The sequence below is a fragment of the Herbaspirillum frisingense GSF30 genome, assembly GCF_000300975.2.
Classification (GTDB): domain Bacteria; phylum Pseudomonadota; class Gammaproteobacteria; order Burkholderiales; family Burkholderiaceae_D; genus Herbaspirillum; species Herbaspirillum frisingense.
On record NZ_AEEC02000005.1, the window covers coordinates 42,941 to 66,605 of the forward strand.

At 62.4% G+C, this 23,665-nt stretch carries 25 protein-coding genes; 15 read left to right on the top strand and 10 right to left on the bottom strand.

The features are described from left to right. Nucleotide 1: 1 nt before the first annotated feature. Together HFRIS_RS05090 and HFRIS_RS05095 are read left to right on the top strand one after the other, a co-directional pair. Complete coding sequence (locus tag HFRIS_RS05090) at nucleotides 2-1,495, top strand: efflux transporter outer membrane subunit (protein ID WP_006462178.1); 1,494 nt, start codon at nucleotides 2-4, stop codon at nucleotides 1,493-1,495. Next, complete coding sequence (locus tag HFRIS_RS05095; protein WP_039874474.1) at nucleotides 1,492-2,640, top strand: ABC transporter permease; 1,149 nt, start codon at nucleotides 1,492-1,494, stop codon at nucleotides 2,638-2,640. Before HFRIS_RS05090 ends, HFRIS_RS05095 begins: the two co-directional genes overlap by 4 nt. A gap of 128 nt (nucleotides 2,641-2,768) precedes the next feature. On the opposite strand, the gene HFRIS_RS05100 is transcribed toward HFRIS_RS05095, so the two are convergent. The 6 genes from HFRIS_RS05100 to HFRIS_RS05120 all read right to left on the bottom strand — a co-directional run bounded on the left by HFRIS_RS05100 (nucleotide 2,769) and on the right by HFRIS_RS05120 (nucleotide 5,261). Next, nucleotides 2,769-3,254 carry a flavodoxin family protein gene (locus HFRIS_RS05100; protein ID WP_006462180.1) on the bottom strand — a complete coding sequence of 162 codons (486 nt, stop codon included), beginning with the start codon at nucleotides 3,252-3,254 and terminating at the stop codon, nucleotides 2,769-2,771. Between the two features lie 22 nt (nucleotides 3,255-3,276). Then, nucleotides 3,277-3,486, bottom strand: coding sequence for a dodecin family protein (locus HFRIS_RS05105; protein WP_006462181.1), 210 nt, complete (start codon nucleotides 3,484-3,486; stop codon nucleotides 3,277-3,279). A 93-nt stretch (nucleotides 3,487-3,579) separates the two neighbouring features. Further along, nucleotides 3,580-3,741 carry a hypothetical protein gene (locus HFRIS_RS25410; RefSeq protein ID WP_161625964.1) on the bottom strand — a complete coding sequence of 54 codons (162 nt, stop codon included), beginning with the start codon at nucleotides 3,739-3,741 and terminating at the stop codon, nucleotides 3,580-3,582. A 78-nt stretch (nucleotides 3,742-3,819) separates the two neighbouring features. Continuing rightward, on the bottom strand, nucleotides 3,820-4,269 hold the full coding sequence (locus tag HFRIS_RS05110; RefSeq protein WP_039874477.1) for an Hsp20/alpha crystallin family protein: 450 nt from the start codon (nucleotides 4,267-4,269) through the stop codon (nucleotides 3,820-3,822). Between the two features lie 69 nt (nucleotides 4,270-4,338). After that, entirely contained in the window at nucleotides 4,339-4,986 is a 648-nt protein-coding gene (locus HFRIS_RS05115; protein ID WP_006462183.1) for a BON domain-containing protein, read from the bottom strand. A 71-nt stretch (nucleotides 4,987-5,057) separates the two neighbouring features. Further along, entirely contained in the window at nucleotides 5,058-5,261 is a 204-nt protein-coding gene (locus HFRIS_RS05120; RefSeq protein ID WP_006462184.1) for a dodecin family protein, read from the bottom strand. 390 nt (nucleotides 5,262-5,651) lie between these two features. On the opposite strand from HFRIS_RS05120, the gene HFRIS_RS25925 reads away from it, so the two are divergent. The 4 genes from HFRIS_RS25925 to HFRIS_RS05140 all read left to right on the top strand — a co-directional run bounded on the left by HFRIS_RS25925 (nucleotide 5,652) and on the right by HFRIS_RS05140 (nucleotide 7,669). Continuing rightward, a complete protein-coding gene (locus HFRIS_RS25925; RefSeq protein WP_275450447.1) occupies nucleotides 5,652-6,191 on the top strand; it encodes a BCAM0308 family protein in 540 nt (179 codons plus the stop codon). A 91-nt stretch (nucleotides 6,192-6,282) separates the two neighbouring features. After that, nucleotides 6,283-6,639, top strand: a complete 357-nt coding sequence (locus HFRIS_RS05130) for a hemerythrin domain-containing protein (RefSeq protein ID WP_006462186.1) — start codon at nucleotides 6,283-6,285, stop codon at nucleotides 6,637-6,639. A gap of 105 nt (nucleotides 6,640-6,744) precedes the next feature. After that, a complete protein-coding gene (locus HFRIS_RS05135; protein ID WP_006462187.1) occupies nucleotides 6,745-7,098 on the top strand; it encodes an SPW repeat domain-containing protein in 354 nt (117 codons plus the stop codon). Nucleotides 7,099-7,111: 13 nt separating this feature from the next. Beyond that, nucleotides 7,112-7,669: a general stress protein gene (locus HFRIS_RS05140; protein WP_006462188.1), complete on the top strand. Its 558-nt coding sequence runs from the start codon at nucleotides 7,112-7,114 to the stop codon at nucleotides 7,667-7,669. 214 nt (nucleotides 7,670-7,883) lie between these two features. On the opposite strand, the gene HFRIS_RS05145 is transcribed toward HFRIS_RS05140, so the two are convergent. After that, nucleotides 7,884-8,534 (bottom strand): BON domain-containing protein, encoded by a 651-nt coding sequence (locus HFRIS_RS05145; protein ID WP_006462189.1) that lies wholly within the window; start codon nucleotides 8,532-8,534, stop codon nucleotides 7,884-7,886. A gap of 56 nt (nucleotides 8,535-8,590) precedes the next feature. Then, the gene (locus tag HFRIS_RS05150) at nucleotides 8,591-9,031 is read right to left on the bottom strand and encodes a universal stress protein (protein WP_006462190.1); all 441 of its coding nucleotides are present in this window, start codon (nucleotides 9,029-9,031) and stop codon (nucleotides 8,591-8,593) included. Between the two features lie 135 nt (nucleotides 9,032-9,166). On the opposite strand from HFRIS_RS05150, the gene HFRIS_RS05155 reads away from it, so the two are divergent. Together HFRIS_RS05155 and HFRIS_RS05160 are read left to right on the top strand one after the other, a co-directional pair. Next, nucleotides 9,167-9,958: a universal stress protein gene (locus HFRIS_RS05155; RefSeq protein WP_006462191.1), complete on the top strand. Its 792-nt coding sequence runs from the start codon at nucleotides 9,167-9,169 to the stop codon at nucleotides 9,956-9,958. Between the two features lie 88 nt (nucleotides 9,959-10,046). Then, nucleotides 10,047-10,865, top strand: coding sequence for a L,D-transpeptidase (locus HFRIS_RS05160; RefSeq protein WP_006462192.1), 819 nt, complete (start codon nucleotides 10,047-10,049; stop codon nucleotides 10,863-10,865). 34 nt (nucleotides 10,866-10,899) lie between these two features. Here the strand turns inward: HFRIS_RS05160 and HFRIS_RS05165 are convergent, their stop codons facing one another. Further along, nucleotides 10,900-11,499, bottom strand: a complete 600-nt coding sequence (locus tag HFRIS_RS05165; protein ID WP_152486636.1) for a phasin family protein — start codon at nucleotides 11,497-11,499, stop codon at nucleotides 10,900-10,902. A gap of 92 nt (nucleotides 11,500-11,591) precedes the next feature. Further along, on the bottom strand, nucleotides 11,592-11,999 hold the full coding sequence (locus tag HFRIS_RS05170; protein WP_006462194.1) for a bacteriohemerythrin: 408 nt from the start codon (nucleotides 11,997-11,999) through the stop codon (nucleotides 11,592-11,594). A gap of 232 nt (nucleotides 12,000-12,231) precedes the next feature. Here HFRIS_RS05170 and HFRIS_RS05175 point away from each other — a divergent pair, with 232 nt between their 5' ends. The 7 genes from HFRIS_RS05175 to HFRIS_RS05205 all read left to right on the top strand — a co-directional run bounded on the left by HFRIS_RS05175 (nucleotide 12,232) and on the right by HFRIS_RS05205 (nucleotide 23,660). Beyond that, nucleotides 12,232-12,612: a TraR/DksA family transcriptional regulator gene (locus HFRIS_RS05175; protein ID WP_244436259.1), complete on the top strand. Its 381-nt coding sequence runs from the start codon at nucleotides 12,232-12,234 to the stop codon at nucleotides 12,610-12,612. Further along, the gene (locus tag HFRIS_RS05180) at nucleotides 12,609-14,381 is read left to right on the top strand and encodes an alpha/beta fold hydrolase (protein WP_051110875.1); all 1,773 of its coding nucleotides are present in this window, start codon (nucleotides 12,609-12,611) and stop codon (nucleotides 14,379-14,381) included. Before HFRIS_RS05175 ends, HFRIS_RS05180 begins: the two co-directional genes overlap by 4 nt. 1 nt (nucleotide 14,382) lies before the next feature. After that, nucleotides 14,383-15,150 (top strand): enoyl-ACP reductase FabI, encoded by a 768-nt coding sequence (fabI, locus tag HFRIS_RS05185; RefSeq protein WP_006462197.1) that lies wholly within the window; start codon nucleotides 14,383-14,385, stop codon nucleotides 15,148-15,150. Nucleotides 15,151-15,250: 100 nt separating this feature from the next. Further along, nucleotides 15,251-16,672, top strand: coding sequence for a bifunctional enoyl-CoA hydratase/phosphate acetyltransferase (locus tag HFRIS_RS05190; protein WP_006462198.1), 1,422 nt, complete (start codon nucleotides 15,251-15,253; stop codon nucleotides 16,670-16,672). A gap of 278 nt (nucleotides 16,673-16,950) precedes the next feature. Further along, the gene (locus HFRIS_RS05195; RefSeq protein WP_039874485.1) at nucleotides 16,951-19,512 is read left to right on the top strand and encodes a cation-translocating P-type ATPase; all 2,562 of its coding nucleotides are present in this window, start codon (nucleotides 16,951-16,953) and stop codon (nucleotides 19,510-19,512) included. Nucleotides 19,513-19,680: 168 nt separating this feature from the next. Continuing rightward, the gene (locus HFRIS_RS05200; RefSeq protein ID WP_051110879.1) at nucleotides 19,681-20,862 is read left to right on the top strand and encodes an acyl-CoA dehydrogenase family protein; all 1,182 of its coding nucleotides are present in this window, start codon (nucleotides 19,681-19,683) and stop codon (nucleotides 20,860-20,862) included. Nucleotides 20,863-21,020: 158 nt separating this feature from the next. Continuing rightward, nucleotides 21,021-23,660, top strand: a complete 2,640-nt coding sequence (locus HFRIS_RS05205; protein ID WP_006462201.1) for an EAL domain-containing protein — start codon at nucleotides 21,021-21,023, stop codon at nucleotides 23,658-23,660. The last annotated feature ends 5 nt before the right edge of the window (nucleotides 23,661-23,665 follow it).

Here is a 23,665-nt window from a genome sequence, read left to right on the forward strand (position 1 = left end):
AATGAAAACGATATATACCAGGCTCACTCGCACCCTGTTGGCCCTGACGCTATTGGTGGCACAGGCTGGCTGCCTGCTGGGACCGGACTTCGTGTCCCCCGCTGCGCCGCCGGTGCGGCAATACACCCGCGAGCCGGTGTCCATGACCGGGATGGGGGATCAAGATCAGGAACAGCCCCAGTTGCTGCTCATTGGCGCCGATCCCCCCGCTCAGTGGTGGCGACTGTTCGGTTCTCCTGCACTCAATGCCGCCGTGGACCGCGCCCTGACGCAAAATCCCACGCTGCAGGCGGCCGTATCGAACTTGCGGGCAGCCCAGGACAATCTGCGCGCCGGCAATGGCCTCTTCTACCCGCAACTGGATACCGCCATGAAGCTGGAGCGCAACCGGAGTGCTCCGGCGCTCCAGGGTTCGTTGGCGCCCGCCAGTGTCTTCAATGTGGCCACGCTCGAGGGCAGCATCAGCTATGCGCTGGACCTGTTCGGCGGCAGACGGCGCACCGTTGAACAGTTGGGCGCACTGGTGGACGTGCAGCAACAGTTGCGCGACGCCGCCTATCTGACGCTGACCGCCAACGTCGTCAATACCTGCATTGCTCGGGCAGGCTACCTCAGCCAGATCCGGCTGACCGAACAGATCATCGCACTGGAACAACAGCAGTTGCTGGTCATCCAGGCCAGGGTCAAGGCCGGAATTGCTCCGTTCGCAGACCAGCTAGCTCAGGCCAGCCTGCTGGCGGGCAACCAGGCTGTGCTGGTGCAGCTGAAGCAGCGGCTGAGCCAGGCTGAACACCTGCTGGCCCAACTGCAAGGAGACTTTCCGGCCGATGTCGTGGTCCCGGCGGTGGAACTCGATGACCTCCACCTGCCGGCGGCAATCCCGGTGAGCCTCCCCTCCTCCCTGGTCCGGCGGCGGCCCGACATCCTTGCGGCAGAGGCCAGGTTGCATGCCGCCAGCGCCGCCATCGGCATTTCCAGCGCTGCGCAATACCCCAGTCTGGATCTCACCGCCTCCTATGGTCTGGCCGCGCGCGGCCTGTCGCCGCTGGCCGGCGCCAGCGCGCCATTCTGGAGCATCGGCCCCAGCCTGAGCGCACCGCTGTTCCATGGCGGAAGCCTGCAAGCCCAGCGCGATGCCGCCGTCAACGCCTTCGAGGCGAGCCAGGCGCAATACCGGCAGACTGTCCTGGCCGCCTTCGCCCAGGTTGCCGATGCCTTGCGCGCACTGCAAGCCGATGGGCGGGTGCTGCAAGCACAATCCGAGGCCGAGCGCGATGCCCGCGACACGCTGGCGCTGCAACAGGCCAGCTATAGCGCCGGACTGGCTTCCTACGTCGATCTGCTGACCTTCGATATGCAGTACCACAATGCCGCCATTGCCCGGTTGCAGACGCTCACCCTGCGCTACCAGGATACGGTTTCCCTGCTGGCGGCCTCCGGCGGCGGCTGGGATGGCGCGCCATCCAGCGAGCGGCGCGATCCCGCGGGGAGATGAGGTTGAAGAACAAGGGAATCCTGCTGATCGGCCTGAAGCTGCTGATCAATGACCGCGCCAAGTTCTCGGCACTGTTGATCGGCATCTCATTCGCGGTGTTCCTGATGACGCAGATGACCGCCATGTTTGCCGGCATCCTGAACCGCGCGCATTCGACCGTCAGCAATATTGCAGCACCGATGTGGGTGATCGACCCGGCTGTCAATACCCCGACCAGTTCGATAACCCTGCCCGATTACCTGCTGGCCGCGCTGCGCAGCATGCCGGGAGTGGACTACGCCCTGCCCTTGTTCGTTGGTGGTGCCCAGGTCCGCTTGCCTAGCGGCACCTACCAGGGCGTGACCGTGATCGGGCTGGATGATGCCAGCCTGTTCGGCCGACCTGAGCTGGAACAGGGCGAGCTTCAGGACATCTATGCCGACAATGCCTTCTTCGTGGTCGATGATGCCGAGTACGACAAGCTGGAGCATCCACAGATCGGTTCCAGCTTCGAACTGAACGATCACCGCGGCGTCATCGTCGGCATCGCCAAGGTGGTCTCCAATGGGCTCAATGGCGTCCCCACCCTTTACACCACCTATAGCCGGGCCACCGAATACCTGCCCACGACACGATTCACCATCTCCTACATCCTGGTGCGGCCCAGGCACACGGACGATATCGCCCGCATCCAGCAGAGCGTGGCTGCACTAGGCTATCTGGCCCTCACGCGGGATGAATTCAACAAGCGCATTACCGACTTCTACACCTACCGCACCGGCATCGGCACCAATATCCTGCTGATGACGGTCATCAGCTTCCTGGTCGGACTGTCCATTTCCGGGCAGACCTTCTACAGCTTCATCACCGAGAATCTGGAGAAATTCGGCGCGCTCAAGGCCATCGGCGCCAAGGGTCGCGACCTGGTGGAGATGATCCTGGGTATGGCTATCGTCACGGCGATGACCGGGTTCGGCCTGGGCATCGGGCTGGTCACCCTCACGATCAGTCTGGCACGTGCGCGCCTGCCGAACTACGCGGCAATGATCGGGTTCTGGAACCTGGCATTGGCCTTGGTCATGGTGTTGATCATTGCGGCCATTTCCAGCTGGTTTGCCATCAGACGAGTGTTGAAGATCGAGCCCTTCGACATCTTCCGCAGCTGAAGGCGGGATGACAAGGGCAACGCCGAGGGCATGGGCAGATTGATGGGTGCAAAGAAAGGAAATCGGGCGCTCCCGGCCATCCCGGCAGCGCCCGATTCTTCCTTGCATGCGCTTGCATGCCGTTACGATCAGCTCATTTCCAGCTCCAGAGCGCGGCTCTGCAGACTTTGCAGCTTGCTGCGGTAGCTCCCACGCCGGATTTCGGCATCGGTGATGGCGATCCTGGCCATGGGTGCCTTGCCGCAAAGGTCGGCCATCTCTTCCAGCGTGCGGTCGCCGCCCCTCCCGCCCATGGTGCAGAACAACGCAATCCGGTGAAAGCGCATGCGATGACGGGCCAGGTAACTGCGCATCGGGGCGGCCATGTTGCCGGCCCATACCGGCGTACCGAGAACGACCACCGCATAATCGCCGGGATCCTTGCCGGACGTATTGATCCTGGGCTCCTTGTGGAACAGGCTCTCGTATACCGAGCGAAGATAACCCAGCGGGCCCGAACGGCTGCTGACGTCGTCGATGAATTCCAGGTCGGCACCACAGAGATCTGCAAATTCCTTGCCGATCCGGGCGGTATGCCCCGAGCGCGAATAACAGACCACCAGACAATTGTGCATGATGCACCTCCTCCAGCGTTGATCAGGAACCGCGGTTCACCACGAAGGATATTTTTGCATTGAGGCGGTACTTCACGATCTTGTCGCCATCCACACAGGCCGACATCTCCTTCAGATAGATCGACTTGATGTGGGTGACCGATTTGCCTACCTTCTTCACTGCATTCTGTGCGGCATCCTCCCAGCTGGTTTCCGATTCCGCCAGCACCTCGATGACCTTCAGGATATCCATGGTGAAACTCCTTGATCTGCTCATGTTCAGATTTGCCCATCGGCTCTGTTCCGGCTCCGGGGCGATGCGTGGCCGCCCGACCGGGCGCGCGACCTATTTTTGTGACGACGTGCCCGCAGCATTCTGCGCACCTGGCTCGCCTGCTGCTGCCGGAGCCACCTGCTCATCCGTCTTCGGTACAACAGAGTCAATACGATCGCATCCAGAAACGAGAAAGATGCCTATCACGACGAAAAACCATTTGACGATCCACATTCGCTGCTCCTCAAGACTTGGCCATTGCTGGCATGATTTCATCGCATTGCGCCCGGTGCCGCTCTTGCGGGACCGGCTCTAGTCGATCTTCAGCTGGCGGGCTTCCTTGCCGTTCTTCTTGGGCAGGGTCAGGGCCAGCACGCCGTCCTCATACTTGGCCACCGCATGGGCGGCATCGACTTCATGCGCCAGCGAAAATACGCGCTGCATGCGTTCGCAGGAGCGTTCGCAGCGAATCAGGGTTTCGCCGTCCTTCTCTTCCTTGCTGTCGCTGACCTCGGCCACGATGGACACCTTGTTGCCGTCGATGTCGACCTTGATGTTTTCCTTCTTCATGCCGGGGACATCCGCCTTGACGAGATAGGCGGCCTCGTTCTCCGAGACATCCATCTTCATCGCTTGCCGGCCCTCCATCCAGCGGCCTAGCGGCGCCTGACGAAAGTCCCGGAAAAGATCTTCGAAACTGCCGAGCGGGTCGAAACGCGCGACGTCACTCAACGAGGAAAGGTTTGAAATTTCACGACTCATGATGACTCCTTGTAATTGCCGGTCGCGGCAAGTGCCGTCAGCGAGGGCCTGCGCCCTCCTGCGACCAGGCTAGACCGCGATGTTGTTCTTGACGATGGTGACACCCGGGGCGGACCATGCGGCCACGCCAGCCTGTTCCTTCTCGGCCCAGGATTTCACCTTTCCACTCAGGGTGGCTACGCCATGATCGATGACCACGTCGATCTTGCTGGCATCGATCTGCGCATTGCGCACCAGCGCCTGGTAGATCTTGGATTTCACATCCGCAACGCGCATGCTCGGCTTGATCTCGATCTTGTTCACCACGTCCTTGACGCCGACGAGGTTGCGCACCGAGCTTTCGGCCGCGTCATGCTGGTAATGCCAGTCCACTTTGCCATCGAGCGTCACCCAGCCATCGGCGACGGTGACGGTCACCTTGTCGCGCGGCAGGGTGGCATTGGCCCGCAATGCCGTGAGCGCCACCTCGGCGATTTCCAGGTCGCTGCGTTTGCTGGAACCGTCCAGCTTGACCTGCAACTCGTCCACCACCGCCTTCACGTTGGCCACGCGCTTGGCCGACTGTTCGGCTGCTTTCTTGTCGGAAAAACGCGTCACGTAGCCGGAGAGTGTGGCAATGCCATCCTTGACCGCGACATTGATGTGGTGCGAGTTGACGGACGGCTCCCAATCAAGCTCATCAATGATCTTCTGCTGTAGTTCGGTATCGCTGGACATCTTTTTTCTCCATGAAAGATAAACACCCAGGAGTCTTGCGACTCCTTCCCTTCACCCACCATCAAGCTTCTTCAGTGATCCACCAGGAAGGAAATTTTCGCGTTGATGCGGTAAAGCGCGATCTTGTCGCCCTCCACCACCGCCTCCAGCTCGCTGACATGCAGCGAGCGCAGATTGTGAATGCTTCCAGAGACGGCGCTCACGGCAACCTGTGCCGCATCTTCCCAACTGCTGTCCGATTCGGCCAGCACTTCGATCACCTTGATCGTGTTCATGACTTCCTCCTGATAGGGTGATCTGAAGTTACGTCAACGCCGCCAGGCATGGCTGACATAAGTCAAGAATTTGCCCCCCGTTGCAGGGATGCATGCGCATGCAGGCGATCGGCTGCGCCTGCCTGCAAGGACAGCTGCAGCGACTGCATTTTTTTTGATATGGCGCAGGATTTCAGACTGCTCGAGGTTCACAGTGTGAGCTGCATATTCGCTGGCGCCATCGGGTGCTGGCGCGGTATTGCGAAAGTTTGAACGTGCCGGTGTGCTGCAAGCCAGGGGACCACAGTTGCCCTCCGCTTCACTGATGCAGTCCGGCTGTCCCAACGCGTAGACCAGCAAGGAACCAACATGCGTGCTTCAGGAAGTGTCCAATCCAAAGCCCTGGTGGCAATGGCGGTTTTGAAGTCCTTCGATGTCCAGCCGGTGCGCCCCTCTCCGGCCCTTTCCTCGCCCCTGACCGAGCCTGATTCCGGCCCATCTATCTGCCTTCAATGCGGTGCCGTCAACGATGGAGGCCAGTGGCATTGGGCGCCTTCGCCTGCCTACGCGAAGGGTATCGTATGTCCGGCGTGCCGCCGCGTTGCCGAAAAGAGGCCGGCAGGTCGTCTCATCATCGAAGGACCGATGACCCAGGAACAGCTGCAAGCGATCTGCGCCTTGCTCAGGCGTAGAGCCGATCGCGAGCAGCGATCACATCCCATGGAAAGACTCATCGAGATCCAGCATGAGGGTGAAAAGATCGTCGTCACCACCACCGGCTCCGCCCTGGTGCGCGGTCTTTACGTCGCCCTGGCGACCTCCTTCAAAGGCAGCCTGCAGATCCACTACGATGCGCAGGCCGATTGCCTGAACATGCAGTGGACCAAATGGCGCGACTGCTGCCGCCTGTTGCGCCAACACGGGCAGACCACCCAGCCACACAACGGCTGAAGCTTCGTGTCTTCTTGCTATCCGGCGTACCAGGCTGTGGTGAATCGAGGTCGGGCCCGCCACGCATCAACCTCTCTTCATATTCAATCCCATGCAATTGATCGAGCAAACATTCGTGGTGCGGCGCCTGGAGGCACTGCTGACCGCGTCCGAGTCGGGCTTCCGATCGGCATTCCAACATTTTCAGGATGCGCTCACGCTGGCCTTCCGCAAGGAGGAGGAAGACATGGTCCTGATCGGCTATGCCACCCGGGATGCCCACATGGCCGAGCATCAGAAGTTGCTGCAACTGCTGTGGCGCATCTCGGCCCGGATGCATTACGACGGCGCGGCCGCTGGCGCCGATATGGTGGACATGCTGCCGCATTGTCTGCTGGAGCACATGATCAAGGTCGACCTTCCACTGCAGCAGGCCTTGGGTTCATCAAGCGCGTACTTGCCTCGCTGAATGACGACATCCACGCGAGTCGACAGCGGGATTTTTTTGACCTGCGTCAGTCGCGCGCCACGCGATGACCGGATACTGAAGCTCCCCTCATTCTAGGAGTTGATCATGCCTGTATCCATCCCCGAAAAGTCTCCGCACTGGCAAGACTGGGTCACGCTGCTGGCCGGCGCTTTCTTTCTCGCATCGACGCTCATCTTCGACATCAGCAATACCGCGGTGTCGCTGAACTGCTATCTGGTAGGTGGCGCGCTGATGGCAGCGGCGTTGGCAGCCCTGTTCATGCCGGCGATCTGGGAAGAGGTGATCATCCTGCTCCTCGGTTTATGGCTGCTGGCCTCGCCCTGGATACTTGATTTCTCCGACCTGCACAATGTCACCAGCCTCACCGTGGGCGTGGCAGTGGTCACGTTGATCTGCGCTTCCTGGGTGATCCAGGAAGAACACCGTTTCGTATCCTGATGGGAGGCACAGTATGAGCACGGAATCAGATCTCGCCGTAGCGACCTACGGCACCCATGTCCAGGCCGAATCGGCCATCAAGGAGCTGCAAAGGCTGGGCTTCGACATGACCCGCATTTCCATCGTCGGACGCGACTATCGCCTGGAGGAGCATGTGGTGGGCTTTCTCAACGCCGGCACCCGCGCCAAGATCTATGGCCGACTGGGCGCCTTCTGGGGCGGCCTGTTGGGCATTCTGTTCGGGTCGGCGCTGTTCTCCTTCCCGGTGATCGGTCCGGTCGTGGCGCTCGGGCCGATTGCGGCGATGCTCTTCAGCGGCCTGGAGGGCGCGGTGGTAGTGGGCGGCGCGAGTGCGCTGGTGGGAGCGTTGAGCGCGATGGGTATCCCCAAGGACTCGGTCCTGCGCTACCAGAACTCCCTGCAGGCCGGAGAGTTCCTGTTGGTGGTGCATGGGGACGAACACGATATCCAGCGTGCGAAGGCCTTGCTGACCGCATCCGGCCACCTGTCGTTCGAACATCACACCGTGGTCAAGAAGGTCAATATCGGCGCCCCCGAGCAATATTGCTGAGCGCATCGGTGGACTGGCAGTGCGGAAAACGGGAGCACGGAAGTCACACGAAAGACGTCCATCCCCCTGCAAACCATAAAAAATGAGCCGCGGCACCTGCCGCGGCTCTCACTCTCATTTTCGTGTTGTATCTCCTCTTGTCTCCGTCCTGTTCTGCTTTCTCTCAGGGCAGTTTTGCTTGTTCTCCGCCCTTGGTTTCTCGGAAGGTCTTCCGCTACACCACGACGATGTCGTCGATGACGCGTTCCACTCCCGGTGTATGCAGTGCCGCCCGGTGCGCCTCTTGTCGTTCGGCAAGAGAGCTGACCATGCCGGTGAGGGTCACCACCCTGTCATTCACGGTGACGTACAAGGCCTTGGTCTGGACGTGCGCCCGTCTTTGCAACGCTGCCTCGATACTGCTTTTGATGTCTCGAGGTACTGCCCGGGCTTGCACCGTGAGCTGGTTGCTGATGCCGATCAGGCCGAACAGGTTTCTCAACGACTGTTCGGCCGCTTCGCGCTGGTAGTCGAATTCGACCTGGCCGGTCAGGGTGATCCAGCCACCCTCCACCTTGATCTGGATACCTTCCCGCGGCAATACGACGTTCCATTCAAGGGCATTCCTGGCCGACGCCGCGATGTCGCTGTCCAGTCTCTGGCTCGCGCCGGGCAGGCGGACGTCGATTTCCACCGCCAGTCCCTTCAGACCGCCCACCCGCAAGGCCGCGCGTTCGGCGGCGTACTTTTGCGCGTAACTGGAAAGATGACCGGTCAACGTCACGACCCCGTCCACCACCTCCACGCCGATGCGATTGTCGTCGAAGGCCGTATCCCAAGCCAGTTCGTCCATGACTTCCTGCCGCAATTGATGGTCGCTTTTCATCATCCTGCTCCCTTGAGAAGATTCAACATGCCAGTCGGCCTGCGCAGGCCAGCGCCCTAGCGAAATACCAGGACCGGTATCGTCGCGCCGGAAAGGACTTTTTGGGTCTGGCTTCCGAGGATGAATCTTTCCATCCCCTTCCTGCCGTGCGAGGCCATGAAGATGGCGTCGCAATGATGCCGCGATGCATGCGCCAGAATCTCCTCGTAAGGATGGATGGCCTTCACGGTGAAGACTTCGCAGGGAACGCCGGCGCTCTTGGCCAGCTCGGCCAGCCTGGTCACGTTTGTCCTGGCGTTTTCCAGGATCTCGTTTTCCACCTGAAGATAATTGATAGCCGTGCCGTCGATCACCGCCCACTGGACGATATCCTCCGCCACCGACAGGCCGACCAGGCTACTGCCGTTTTCCTTGGCGAACTGGATGGCCGCCTCGACGGCCTTTTCCGCCACTTTCGATCCATCGGTTGGAACAAGGATTTTTTTGAAGATGCTCATCGCTCAATCTCCTGAAAGTGGACAGTACTTTCATCCTATTCCCCGCCGTCCCCAAAGAACTGACATGGATCAAAACAGAGCCCGTCGATGGCGCCAACATGATCTCCATCATCCATCCGAGAACCGGGGCCACCCATGTCAGCACCCACCATCGTCGTCCATGTCGATCTTGCAGATACGCTCGAATGCCGGGCGGAGGTCGCGGCCAAACTGGCACGCGAATGGAACTGCAGGATCACCGCCGTCTGCGCCACCGGGCTGGTCCACCTGGGTCCGACGCTCTCGCCTGGGCAGGCGACCGATACCTATCGCGCCGCCGTCGCGGCGATGCAGCACTTCGGCGACCTCATGGTCCGCCACGGTATTGTTGCGGTATGCCGTCATCTGTCCAATACCAATGCAGCTACTGCCCTGGCCCGGGCTGCTCAGGGTGCCAGCCTGGTGATCATGAGCCACCGTGTCAATGGCGCGACGCCGCCTGGGCATCTCGACCTGTGTGAATTCGTGGTGCTCAATACCTCCTGCCCGATTCTGATCGTCGGCACGCAGGCGCAATTCGGCTCGAACGTCATCATCGCCTACGACGGCAGCAACGCGGCATTTCATGCACTGACGCAGGCGCGCCCCTTTCTGGAGCCGGCACAACGGGTCACCCTGGCCACCTTCGGCCCCTCCAGGACCGCGAGTCCAGCCGCACTCGACAACGCCATCGACTACCTGAAGAGCGTGGGCATCGCCCCCACAGTGTGCTGTGACAACGGGGTCGATGACGTTGGTCGACGTCTGGCGGCGCTGGCCAGGAACAGACATGCCGACATGGTCGTCATGGGCGGATCCGCGCATCCGCGCTGGCGCAACGTGCTACGCGGAGGCACCACGGGATTCATGCTCGAACATACTGACATCGCATTGCTGATGTCGCACTGAAATCATTCCCGGGCTGGTCGTTGCTTCAACTCCTTCGGGGTATGCAGCGTCTCGAACGTCACGCCAGCGTATAAACGGAAAGAACTGCATGCCATTTCGCCATTCGTCCATCGCCGGCCTGACAACGGCGCTTGCTGTAGCAATCGTGGCGCTACCCGGCGCAGCCCAGAGCAGCGCTGGTGCGGCGGTCGCAATCGATGCACCGGAACTGAGCCGTCTGTTCGCCAACGAGGTTCATCCGCGATTGCAGCCGCCGGAGAGTGAACAGCTACGCTATCTGGCATTGGCGCGCTCCATGCTACAGGAGCAAGAAATCAGCCTTGCCGAACCCCAATACGTCCTCGTGATCGATCGCGCCGCCACCGTGCAGGCGGCGCTTCTCTACTGGGTGGATAACGGGCAGCCAAGCCGGCTGATTGGCGCGACACCGGTATCGACTGGCCGCCCTGGCGGTTTTGATCACTTCCTGACGCCGACCGGCGTCTATCGGCACTCCGTCGACAACCCCGACTACCGTGCGTTGGGAACGAGGAATTCGCATGGCATTCGGGGCTATGGCGTGCGCGGCATGCGCGTGTTCGACCTTGGGTGGCAGAACGCCACCCGTGGATGGGGCAAGGGCGGCGTCGGCACCATGCGTCTGCAGATGCACGCGACTGATCCCGACCTGCTCGAACCCCTGCTGGGGACCCGCCAGTCCAAGGGCTGCATCCGCATTCCGGCGTCCCTGAATCAACTGTTGGACGAACACGGAGTGCTGGATGCGGAGTACCAGGCCGCCAGGAATGCCGGCATGCGCATCGTGCCGACCATGCCGGTCGGTGACGTGACAGGCGCGGGCCGCTACGTCATCGTGGTGGACACGGAAACGCCTGAGCGGCCTGACTGGGCGTTGCCTTCGCACTGAGATCGTCAGGCAAGCACGCAGTTAGCGCCCCGCATCAGGATTCGGCCTTGGCGACCTTGCCCGCCGATTTCCTGGCGGCATGATCGTTGGCCACGTTGGCTGCGGCAAGCATCTGCGGTACCACGTGCTTGAGGCCGTCGCTCCAGGCCTCGGTGATCTGCTTGCCGCTTTCCATCATCTTGCCGAACATGCCCGGCAGTTCCTGGAAGCTCTTGTCGAACAGATGCGCCATATCAGCATTGCCAGGCAAGCGGTGATTGCCGGCGCCATGCAGGCAACTGACGCATTCTTTGTTGACAGCGATCATGCGCTGTTGCATCGAGTGATTCAGCTTGACGGTGACATCGCCGACCAACTCACCCAACTGCTTGGCAAAGACCGCGCTTTCCTGCATCTCACCGCGCCAGCGCTCGGCCATCATCGAGGCGGCCTCCACCGGTGTTCTTGCCTCCACGCATTGCTTGGCCAGCAGAATCGCATTGCCTGTCTCGCGGCGCAGGAAGTTGGTGTCGAGATCATAGATCTTGCTCATGCAATCCAGCGCGCTGGCGCCGAGTTCGACACCGGACTCGATTTGATGGCTGGCACAGGCCAGCCAGAGATCAGCAAACTTATCCATATTGGGGGCAGCCATGGGATTTCCTTTCCGAAATTGGTACTGCTTGATGATTGATGAGTACAGAGTTGCGTCAGATCATCGCGACATGATCGCCAGCGCATCCGTCATCACCGGCCTTGTTCCACTTCGTTCTTGACGAAGCCAGCGATCGCGTCGGCCAGTGTCATGTCCATCACGGTCATGTGATGCACCAGCATCAGCGGCATCGTCCCTCTGACCATGTCGGCGAAGGACATGTCGCCCTCGTCAATATAGGGCCGTGCCTTGTGCAAGATTCGCAGCAGGCTGGCATGGTCCCGCAGATGGTTGCGCAGGTCCGGATAGCAGATCTTTTCCATGATGCTTTCCTCGGCCCTGAAGTCGGCTTCGATCTGGTCCAGCAGCCGTCCGTAGGACGCTGCAAATTCTGCTTCCGGCACTGCTGCCAACTGGGCGAAGCCTTCCAGAATCTGCCGATGTTCTCTCGCCATCTCTTCGATTTCGAAGAAGATGAGTTCCCGGGTGGATGTGCGCATGGAATTTCTCCTGGGGTCACAATCGATGCCGTGTCCCGATCGCAGGGGCGGCCGGCGAGTGTCTGCACACCCGCAACATTCACAATGTCTGGAAGTTATATGAAGATTTTACGGACCGCACCAGGCGTAAAACTGATGCAGGTCAAGTTCTAACAGGGGAAGGCATCGGCCCCTCCCGCGCGTTTTGACCTAAATCAGTAGCGTCTGGCGGGGCAAGGCGCAGAGTTGCCCCATGCAATCCCCGGCACGATTGGCTTCGGGGCAAGTTCTTGGAGCGCCCATGCGACATCTCTCGACCACCCAGCTCATCCGGCTTCGTTCCTTGCTGGATGAAGCCGAAACCTCGCTGCGCCAGCGCATGCGCACAGACGACTTCGCCGATGACGAGCAGTCTGACCGGCTCGGCATCCAGCAGGTGATGTCGGATCAGGAATTGCATGAATTGCTGGACATCACAGAGGCCCGTTCACGGCTGACGGACAACAGCTACGGCCTGTGCGTGGATTGCGGCGCCGAGATCGAAGTTGAACGCCTGCTCGCCTATCCCACCGCCAAGCGCTGTCTCGCCTGTCAGCAACAGCATGAACGCGGCCGCGCCCGCCTCAACGCATGAACGCCCCGGAACAACGCTGGCCCGCTGGGCCAGGGCCGCTCGCAGCCGCTGATACTGACGCAGCTTCACCACTGAGCCCGACCGAGCGCCTGGACGCGCAGGTGCACGCAGCCCTGGCCCGCTCCAGCGGCTCGCTATCACTGGCGTCGGGATTGCTGGCCGCCATCGACTGGGCCGCGCACCTGGCCGTTTCCCCCGGCAAACGCCTGGAGTTGCTGTGCCTGGCCCTGCAGCAGGGCAACCGACTGTTGCATTACATGGGCAGTGCCCACACCCAGGCTTCCGATCTGCCGGTCGCGGACCGCCGCTTTGCCGCACCGGACTGGCAGCGCTGGCCCTACAACCTGTGGCACCAGGGCTTCCTGCTCACTGAGCAGTGGTGGAGCGCCGCCACGCGCGATGTCTGGGGTGTGGAAAAGCACCACGCCGATGTGGTCAGTTTCGCCGCACGGCAATTATTGGACCTCTTTTCTCCAGGCAACAACCTGCTGACCAATCCGGAAGTCCTTCGCGTCACCGCTGAACAACGCGGCAACAATCTCCTGCTCGGTCTGCAGAACTGCATGAACGACATGGTCGGTCTGCTGCTGGAACAGCCCACCAGTACCGATCGCAGCTTCCTGCCCGGCAAGGATGTGGCGATCACGCCCGGCAAGGTGGTCCTGCGCAACGACATCATGGAATTGATCCAGTACGCCCCGGCCGGCAAGGCGGTGTATCCGGAGCCGCTGCTGATCATTCCGGCCTGGATCATGAAGTACTACATCCTCGACCTGTCACCGGCGAACTCGCTGATCCGCTATCTGGTCGAGCGCGGTCACACGGTATTCTGCGTCTCCTGGAAGAACCCCGGTCCCGAAGACCGCGACCTGGGCATGGACGACTACCTGAACGCCGGCCTGCATGCCGCCCTCGACACGGTCAACCGCATCGTCCCCGGTCGGAAAGTACATGGCGCCGGTTATTGCCTGGGTGGCAGCCTGCTGGCCATTGCAGCGGCCGCGATGGCGCGCGACGGCGACCCGCGCCTGGCATCGCTGACCTTGCTGGCGGCCCAGACCGACTTCAGCGAGCCGGGTGAACTGGGCCTGTTCATCGACGAAAGCCAGATCAGCCTGCTGGAGGCCCAGATGCAAGAGGCCGGCACGCTCAGCCAGACACAGATGGCGGCCGCCTTCCAGATGCTGCGCTCCTACGACCTGCTCTGGTCACGCGTGATCGGCCAATACCTGATGGGTACGCCGGCCCGCAACAGCGACCTGATGGAATGGAATGCGGACGCCACCCGCATGCCGGCTCGCATGCATTCGCAATACTTGCGCCGACTGTTCCTGGATGACGATCTGAGTGAAGGCCGCTATCCCGTGGAGGGCAAGCCGGTCGCGCTCAGTGACATCAACACCCCGGTATTCCTGGTGGGAACGGTCCGCGACCACGTCGCCCCTTGGCACTCGGTCTTCAAGTTGCATTATCTGTGCCCTGCGGAAATCACCTTCGTCTTGGTCAGCGGCGGCCACAATGCCGGCATCGTCAGCCCGCCGGGGCATCCGCGCAGCCAGTTCCAGATGCGCACCCGGCCGGCCGGTGGCGCCTACTGCCCGCCCGATCAATGGGCCGCAGAGACTCCCGTCACCGAAGGCTCCTGGTGGCCCGCCTGGCAAACCTGGCTGGCGCAGCATTCGGGCGAGCCCACCACTCCGCCCCGTCTGGGCGGCGCAAAAGCCGGGCGGATGGACGATGCGCCCGGAGCCTACATCATGGAGAAATAGGATGGTGCTTTCGCTGGAAGGAAAAAAAGGCCTGGTGGTCGGCATCGCCGACAAGCACAGCATCGCCTGGGGCTGTGCGCGTGCATTGCACGCGGCCGGCGCCGAACTGGCCGTGACCTGGCTCAACGACAAGGCGCGCCATTATGTGGAACCCCTGGCGGATCAGGTGCAGGCCACCATCATGAGCCCGCTGGACGTCAGTCAACCTGGCCAGATGGAGCATCTCTTCGAACTGATCACGACGCACTGGGGCAGGCTGGACTTCGTGCTGCATTCGATCGCCTTCGCACCGGCGGCGGACCTGCATGACCGCGTCGTGAATTGCTCGCCCGAGGGATTTGCCAAGGCGATGGACGTATCCTGCCATTCCTTCATCCGCATGGCCCGCCTGGCGCAGCCCCTGATGAAGAATGGCGGTAGCCTGATCACCATGAGTTATGTCGGTGCCGACGAGGTCGTCAGCCACTACGGCATGATGGGGCCGGTCAAGGCGGCGCTGGAAGCCAGCGTGCGCTATCTGGCCAGCGACCTGGGCCCGGCTGGCATCCGGGTCAATGCCGTGTCGCCGGGGCCGCTGGCCACGCGGGCCGCCTCCGGACTGAATTGTTTCGAGGAGTTTCTGACCGACGCCGCCCGCCGTTCGCCCTTGCGCCGGCTGGCCAATATCGACGATGTCGGTGACCTGTGCAGCTTTCTGGCCAGCGATGCGTCCAGCGTCATCACCGGCAACACCCTGTATGTCGATGCGGGCTATCACATCGTCGCATGAACGCCCCGGGCAAGCGTGAGCGCCGCATCGCCGAATCCGCTCCGGCCCATTCCCACCCGAGGACACCATGACCCAAGCATCATCAGGCAGCCCCGCCAACATGACAGAAACGCACGCCAGCGACGACCTGCTCGGCCTGATCCGCAACCGGGTCTTCGCGGAAATCGCCATCGGTGACACTGCCACCATCACCCGCACGCTCACCTCGGCCGACATCCAGCTCTTCGCCGTCATCTCCGGTGACGCCAATCCCCAGCATCTGGATGCCGCCTTCGCCAAGGAAAGCCGGTTCCACGGGCTGATCGCGCATGGCATGTTCGGCGGCGCATTGATCTCGGCGGTACTGGGGACCCGGCTGCCGGGGCCAGGCACGATCTATCTCGGCCAGACCCTGCGGTTCCTGCATCCGGTCCGCATCGGCGATACGCTGCAGACCAGCGTCACCGTGGTCGCACGTGACGAAGCCCGGCACCGGCTGACGCTCAAATGCGCCTGCGTCAATCAGGACAATGTCATCGTGATCGAAGGCGAGGCCGACGTCATCGCACCCACCGAATCCATCGTGCGACGCCGGACCACCTTGCCGGAAGTCAGCATGAAGATGGGCAATGGCGAGCTGCAACAGTTGCTCGACCATACGCGCCAGCTGGGGCCGGTCAAGGTCGCCATCGTCCACCCCTGCGACGCGGCCAGCCTGTCGGCGGTACTGGACGCCCAAGCCGCCGGCATCATCCTGCCGGTACTGGTGGCGCCCCGGGCCAAGCTGCTGGCCCTGGCGGCGCAGCAGAAGCTGGATATCTCCGCGTTCCCCATCGAAGACGTTCCCCATAGCCACGCGGCGGCGGCACGTGCGGTAGAGCTGGCCAGCCAGGGACAGGTGGAGATGCTGATGAAAGGCAGCCTGCATACCGACGAATTCATGAGCGCCGTGGTGGCCAGCCCGGCGCTGCGCACCAAGCGCCGCATGAGCCATTGCTACCTGATGCAGACGCCCTCCTACCCGCGGCCCTTCATCATCACCGATGCAGCCGTGAACATCGAACCGACGCTGGAAGAAAAGGCCGACATCATCCGCAACGCCATCGACCTGGCCCAGGCCATTGGCGTCAAGCTGCCCAGGGTGGCCATCCTGGCGGCGGTGGAGACGGTCAATCCGAGGATGCCGGCCACGCTGGACGCCGCCGCACTATGCAAGATGGCCGATCGCGGGCAGATCACCGGCGGCGTACTGGATGGCCCGCTGGCCTTCGACAATGCGGTCTCGCCGGTATCGGCACGGGTCAAGGGCATCGTCTCGGATGTGGCGGGACAGGCGGATATCCTGGTGGTCCCCGATCTGGAAAGCGGCAATCTGCTGGCCAAGCAACTGGAATATCTGGGTGGTGCCGTCAGTGCCGGTCTGGTGCTTGGCGCACGCCTGCCGCTGGTGCTGACCAGCCGCGCCGATTCACGTGAAACACGGCTGGCCTCCTGCGCCGTGGCGCGCCTGGTTGCGCAGCACTACCGGGCCATCCCGCCGTGATGGGAGTGGTCCGTATTCACTGCCTTGAAATTCAGTCCTGAACGACGTACTGAACGACGAAGTAGAAAACGACATAGATGATCAAGAGTGCCATGCTCGCCAATAGGGAAATAGTCAACATTCGCATTGTCTGTCCTGACGTCGGTGACCCAGGGCAGGAACCGCGCCCGAGCCGAAATAGCTGCCGTCCATGATGGGCGACATGCGCGACGAAGAACTGATGCAGATCAGATAAATCGGCCGAAGCAATATCGCTATGCACATCGAGGGAGGTTCGGATGCGAGAGTCGAAGGATGATTACCAAGGCCTGTTACCTTCCGAAGTGGCGCGCATCCTTGCCGAGGACGGGCCGAACGTGTTGACATCCGAACGGCGCCGGATGGGACGGGCTCTGATCAATGTTCTGAAGGAGCCGATGTTCGTGCTCCTGCTGTCGGCCGCTGCCATCTATCTGGCCCTGGGCGATCTGCGCGAAGGCTTGTTGTTATTGTTCATGGTTGCGCTCACCGTGGCGCTGACACTCTATCAGGAGGGAAAGACCGAGCATGCGCTGTCCGCCCTGCGCGTGCTCAACAGCCCCACCGCCCTTGTAATCCGCGCGGGTCGGACGGTGCGCGTGCCCAGCCAGGATCTGGTGCGGGGCGACCTGATCCTTCTGGAGGAAGGCGCCCGGGTGCCGGCAGACGCGGACGTTCTCGAGGCCACCAATCTGCAGATCGATGAATCATTGCTGACCGGAGAGGCTTGCCCGGTGGAAAAGCGCAGCCCACCAATGACACCCGAATTGCATCAGCCCTCCCCTGCGCAAACCGACAGCGCGATGCTGGTGCGATCAGGCACATTGGTCGTACGAGGCAGTGGTATCGCCCGGGTGAGCGCTACAGGGGCCCGCAGTGAACTGGGAAAGATCAGCAGTCTGCTGCATGAGCTGGTCGAGGAACCGAGCCCGATGCAGCGGCACGTGGCTCGTGCAGTCAAGGTGTTTGCCGCAGCCGGCCTGGCGCTGAGCGCCCTTCTCGTGGTTCTCGAAGGCTATGCCCATGGCCGCTGGACCGAGGCCCTGTTGATGGGAATCGCCTTGTCGATGTCGCTGCTGCCGGAAGAGCTTCCCATCATCCTCACGGTCTTTCCTGCCATCGGGGCATGGCGCATGGCGCGGGCCAATGTGCTGACGCGACGCCTGTCGGCGGTCGAGGCCCTGGGTTCGATCACGGTCCTGTGCACCGACAAGACCGGAACACTGACAGAGAACCGGATGCGTGTCGTACAGGCGATGAGCGCCGGGCACCATCTCTACTTCGATGAGAGCGACGTCGGCATCACCTCGCCGCAGTGGCGCACGCTGCTGGAAACCGCAGCCCTGGCGAGCAGCCAGCGTCCCACCGACCCCATGGAGAAGGCCTTTCATCAGCTGGCCGGGGAAAGCGCCAAACGCTTCGCACCACCGGCGGTCACGCAGCTGTTGCAGGAATACCCGCTCAGTCCCGAGTTGCGGGCGATGACGCTGGTCTGGAAAGGCGATGCAGACACTCCCTTGCTGGTAGCGACCAAGGGGGCGCCGGAGGCGATTGCATCCTTGTGTGGGTTGGCGCCGGCAGAAGTGCAACAGATGCAGCACGATGTCCTGCACCTGGCCAGCCACGGCTTGCGCGTGATCGCCGTCGCCACCTGCAACTGGAGCGGTCCGTTACCGGCCTCGCAGACCGGCTTCGCACTGCGCTACCTCGGCCTGCTGGCACTGGCCGATCCACTGCGAGAGGCCGTGCCGGCTGCGATCCAGGCCTGTCATCGGGCCGGGATCAGGGTCATCATGATCACCGGTGATCATCCCGGCACGGCGCAGACCATCGCGAGGGAGGCCGGCATCAGTGCCGACCGGATATTGCTGGGCGATGAGGTGCAGGCCTTGGATGAGCACGAACTCACCCGCCGGCTGCGCACCACCAGCGTCTTCGCGCGCATCACGCCCCAGCAGAAGTTGCGCATCGTGGCGGCACTGAAGGCCGATGGACAGGTCGTCGCCATGACCGGCGACGGCGTCAACGATGCGCCTGCGCTCAAGGCCGCGCATGTCGGTATCGCCATGGGAGGGCGCGGTACCGATGTCGCCAGGGAGGCCGGCTCGCTGATCCTGCTGGACGACAACTTTTCTTCCATCGTGGAGGGCATCCTGACGGGGCGCCGGATTTTCTCCAGAATGCGCAGCGCGATGACCTACGTCCTGTCCATGCATGTGCCTATCGCCGGCATGGCATTGCTGCCTGTCATCTGCGGCTGGCCCTTGATCCTCTATCCGATGCAGATTGCTTTCCTGGAGCTGATCGTCGACCCTGCCTGTACGCTGGCCTTTGAGAATGCGGCAACGGACGGCAGCGAGCGCGGTGCGCCGGGGCGCAATGGCAACGCGCCGCTGCTGGAAATGCGCACCCTCCTGCTGGCGGTGATGCAGGCCGGTCTGGCCCTGGGGTTCGCGGTCTGCGGCTATGCCTGGTTTCTGGAACGACTCGCGCCAGGCCAGGCCCGTGCTGCCGGGTTCATCGTGCTGGTCGTGCTCAATCTCAGTCTGATGTTTTCGGCGCTGGCCCCTGGACGCCACTTCCTGCAGGCGCTCTACCCGAGCAATGGTGCGGCACTGATTATTTCGGCGCTCGCCGTGACCATGCTGCTGGCGGCCTTGTACGTTCCGGCACTGACCGAGGCCTTCCATTTCTCGTCATTGCCGTTGCCTGAGCTTGTCATGGCATTTGCCTGGGGCGTCCTTGCCTTCCCTGCTTATGAATGCGCAAAGTTCCTGATCGCCCGGTTCAGACGTTCTCCACCCACCGTAAGCGAAAACTGAGCGCTGGTGTCCGCCACATCGGCCATATCGGCCATATCGGCCGCATATGACTGGCCCAAGCAAGCTAATGCGAAATGCGCAGTTTGGCTTGCCTGCCCGGAGCTCTATGATGTGCTCATCCCGGCCATCCGGCCTGCGGCATCCATTCTCCCGGACACCATCGACCTCATGAGCACACTTCCCTCCGACCTCCTGCAGCGCATTGCCGACGGCGCCGCCCAGCGCGATGCACAGCGTGAACAACCCTTTGCCCTGATCGAAGAAATCAAGGCCACCGGATTCGGTGCAAGGCGGCTCGACGCCGATTACGGTGGCGGTGGCGCCACCTTCGTGCAGACCCTGGAGACCGCCATCGAACTGGGTGCGGCCGATCCCAACATCGCCCACATCTGGCGCAATCACCATGTGGCCCTGGAACGCGTGCTCAACGCACCGCTGCAACATCCGGGCGTGGCCGCACTGCGCGAGCGCGTGCGTGCCGGCGACCTGATCGGCGCCTCCCATACCGAACTGGGACAGGCGCAGATCGGCGGCGCCGGTGTGCTGTCTACGCGTCTGGTCCGCCAGGGTGAGCACTATGTGCTCAACGGCCAGAAGTTCTATTCGACCGGTTCCCTCTTCGCCGACTGGCTGCACGTGACGGTGTCGGTGGAAGACGGCCGCCGCGCGGTGGTCCTGCTGCCGCGCCAGCGCGAAGGCGTGCAGACCGTGGATGACTGGTACGGCATGGGCCAGCGGCTGACCGGCAGCGGCACCACCAACTTCGAGAATGTCCTGGTGGCCCCGCACGAAGTGCTGCTGCCGGATCAGGTACCAGCGCGCCAGGCGGTGCTGGGCTCGACCATTGCGCAACTGTTCCTCACGGCGGTCATAGCCGGCGTGGTCAGCGCAGTGGCACGCGACGCCAGCGCGCTGCTGTCCAAACGCAAGCGCAATTACTACTACGCCCCCACACCGGCGGCGGCCGATGACCCTATCCTGCTGAGCGCCCTGGGCGAACGCGATGCCGATGCCTTCGCCACCCGCGCCATCGTGCTGGCCGCCGCCGCCGAGGCCAACCGCGCCTATGCAGCCCTGAAGAGCAATGCGGCCGATGCCGATGATCGCCTGCAGGATGCCGCCGCTGCCGCCGCACGCGCCAAGGTGGTGGTGGATCGCATCGCCCATCACGCCGCCACGGCCCTGTTCGACATCGCCGGAGCCTCGGCCACCCTCACCTCGGCCAATCTGGATCGTCACTGGCGCAACATCCGCACCATCTCCACCCACAACCCGACCTCGCACAAGGCCTTTGCACTGGGCAACCTGAGCGCGAACCAGGTCCGCCTGCCAACCCAGGGATTCTTCTAAGAGCGCGGGGGCGTACGCTACGCCCCCGCGTTTTCCCCTTGCCCCGGCTGATGCCAACAAACCGACGTAACTGGCAATGGCGGTAAACGTTCCAATTTGGTTTGATGTTCTATAAAGTAGACAAAAAACCAAATAAGGAACACATCGCTGTGGCAAACATGTCGGCCAGCAATCCGCCTGCGACAGAGGCAAGGCAGCCGGGCCAGGGTGTGGCCGCGGGCGTGCAGCGCAAGGGGTGGAGCAAGGGGTGGCGTCCATGGCGCCTCCTGCTCCTGTTGTGCTGCCTGCTGACCCTTTCCGAGGGCCAGGCCAAGGTGCTGTCCGTCGGCGTCTACCAGAATCCGCCCAAGATCTTCTTCGACAGTGCCGGGACCGCCTCCGGCCTGCACATCGACCTGCTGCGCCAGATCGCCAGCCGCGAGGACTGGCAACTGCGTTTCGTGCCCTGCGAATGGCAGACCTGCCTGCAATGGGCCGAAGAAGGGAGGATCGATATCCTCCCCGATGTGGCCTGGACCGAGCAGCGTGAAAAAGTGCTGCAATACTCCGCCGTGCCGGCTCTCTATAGCTGGTCCATCCTGTATCGCAACCAGTCCGTGGTGATCGATTCGGTGTTCGATCTCAAGGGCAAGAAGATCGGCCTGCTCGACAGCTCGGTGCAGTCCGGTTATTTCCGTGCCTTGATGGACAATTCGGGGATCAAGCTCACCCTGGTGCCGTTGAAGAGCGTGGAAGAAGGTTTCCGCATGACTGCCGCCGGCCAGATCGATGGCATCATCGCCAGCCAGCAGGCGGGCGACATGCTGGCCGACCGCTATCGCCTGGCCGACACCAGCATCGTGTTCCAGCCGGTCAAGCTGTTCTTCGTGAGCAGCAAGCAACAACCCCCGGAGACCCTGGCGGCCATTGACCGCGCCCTGTCACAGTGGCAGGCCGATCCGCAATCCATCTACTTCGATATCCTGCGCAAGTGGGGCCGTGGCGCGACCTCGCTGCCGACGTATATGTGGTGGTTGCTGGGCGGCGCCCTGGCGCTGCTGGTCTGCGCCTTGCTGATCGCCGCCTACCTGCGCCGGGAAGTCGCCCGCCGCACCGCCAGGCTCAGGCAAAGCGAAGCCTCATTGCGTATCGCTGCGGCGGCCTTCCATTCTTCGGAGGCGATCTGGGTCATGGGTGCCGATCGTAGCGTGCTCGATGTCAACGCCGCCTTCACCGAGTTGACCGGTTATCGACAGGGCGACCCTGACCTGGATGACCAGGGGATGCCGCCCTGCCGTCAGGAGCAGGAAGACCGGGATTTCCGGACCAGCCTGTGGGCCCTGATCCAGAGCCAGGGGAAATGGCAGGGCGAGCTCTGCGTACAGCGTCGCGGTGGCGACGAATTCCATGCCGTGCTCACCCTGACCGCGGTGAATGACCCCGCCGGTGGTGTAAGTCACTATGTCGGGACGCTGCTGGACATCAGCAGCCAGAAGCGCCTGCAGGAGGAAACCCGTCAACTGGCTTTCTACGACCCGCTCACCGGCCTGCCCAACCGCCGCCTGCTGCTGGAGAAGATCCAGCCCGCCAGCCACCGTGGCCAAACGGCTGACAGCAGTCAAGGCGTGGGAGCATTGTTCTTCGTCGACGTCGACAACTTCAAGGACCTCAATGACGCCATGGGCCACACCGTTGGCGACCAGCTTCTGCAGCAGGTGGCGCTGCGTCTGCAGAACCTGGTCGGCCGCACCGGCATGGTGGCGCGTCTGGGCGGAGACGAATTCGTGGTGCTGCTCGATGCACTGCCGGCACAACAGGCCCAGTTGCTGGCCAGCCAGTTCGCCCAGCGCATCATCGATGCCATGCAGGCGCGCTTCGACTTCCATGGCGTCGGCCATTTCGCGACCTGCTCGGTCGGCGTGGCATTGATGCAGGACCCGCATGCCAGCGTGCAGGACCTGCTGCGCCAGGGTGATCTGGCCATGTACGCGGCCAAGAAGGCGGGACGCAATACCTTCTGCCTGTTCAACCAGGAAATGGAATCGGCCCTGCATTTCCGCACCGGCCTGGAAAACGACCTGCGCCGCGCCATCGAGAATGGGGAGTTCAGCCTGCACTACCAGCCGCAGCGCGACCAGGCCGGTCGCCTGATCGGCGTGGAAGCCCTGGCGCGCTGGCACAATCCCTTCCGGGGCCCGGTCTCGCCTGGCCTCTTCATTCCCGTGGCGGAGGCCTCGGGCCTGATCCTGCCACTGGGACATTGGGTGTTCGAGCAGGCCTGTCGCCAATCCGTGCGCTGGAACCGCAGCGACAACGGCAATCGGCCACCGGTGGTCATCGCGGTCAATGTGAGCGCGCTCCAGCTGCGTCAGCCGGATTTCGTGCAGGACATCCTGCGCACCATCGAAGAGACCGGCGCTCAGGCTGCCCACCTCAAGCTGGAGTTGACGGAGTCGGCCATGGTGGAGGACGTGCAAGCCACCATCGACAAGATGCTGGAGTTGAAGCGCCATGGGCTGACGCTGGCGCTGGACGATTTCGGTACCGGCTACTCCTCGCTGTCGCTGCTGAAGCGCCTGCCGCTGGATCAGCTCAAGATCGATCAGTCCTTCGTCCGTGAATTGCTGGCCACACCCAGCGATGTCGCCATCGCCAGGAGCATCATCGCCCTGGCCGATGCGCTCGGTCTGGAAGTCATTGCCGAAGGCGTCGAGACCCGCGAGCAGCAGCAATTCCTGGCGGCCCTGGGTTGCACCCGCTACCAGGGCTACCTGTTTGGCAAGCCGGTACCGGCCGAGCAGTTCGACGGCAGCTATTGATCACA